Origin of the sequence: Neoluteolibacter marinus (genome assembly GCF_014904755.1) — a bacterium.
Lineage (GTDB): Bacteria > Verrucomicrobiota > Verrucomicrobiia > Verrucomicrobiales > Akkermansiaceae > Haloferula > Haloferula marina.
The window spans coordinates 1-504 of the sequence record NZ_JACZFQ010000348.1; the positions used below are offsets into that span (position 1 = coordinate 1).

A 504-nucleotide genomic window follows, 5' to 3' on the forward strand; every position below is an offset into this window, starting at 1 on the left:
CTCCGCCGCCTTCCGGCCGTGGCAGAGGATCACGAAATCATCGGCGTATCTCACGAACGCGTGGCCGCGCCCTTCGAGTTCCCGGTCGAGTTCATCGAGCAGGATGTTTGCCAGCAGCGGGCTCAGGGGATCTCCCTGGGGCACTCCGCTACGGCTCTTCCCGTAGGTCCCGTCCGGCAGGATCGCTCCGGCCTTCAGGAACTTTCCGATCAGGTCCAGCAGACGCTCGTCGGTCACGCTTTCGCGCAGACGGCTCATCATCTTCTGGTGGTCGACGGTGTCGAAGAAGGTCTCCAGATCGCAGTCCACCACATGGCACCGGCGTCCACCGTAGCCCTTCATCAGACTCATCCGGCGCATCGCTTCGATGGCTTGATGGGCACTGCGTCCGGGTCGGAACCCGTAGCTGTGTTCGCTGAATGTCGGGTCGTGGATTTCGCCAAGAACCTGTGCGATGGCCTGCTGGATCACCCGATCCAACACCGTCGGGATGCCGAGGGCACG

General features: G+C 63.1%; 1 protein-coding gene. It reads right to left on the reverse strand.

Annotated features, from left to right (window positions below; all coding sequences use genetic code 11):
- Positions 1 to 504: reverse transcriptase domain-containing protein (locus IG178_RS25205; protein ID WP_255519015.1), on the reverse strand; the 504-nt coding region annotated here is incomplete at both ends.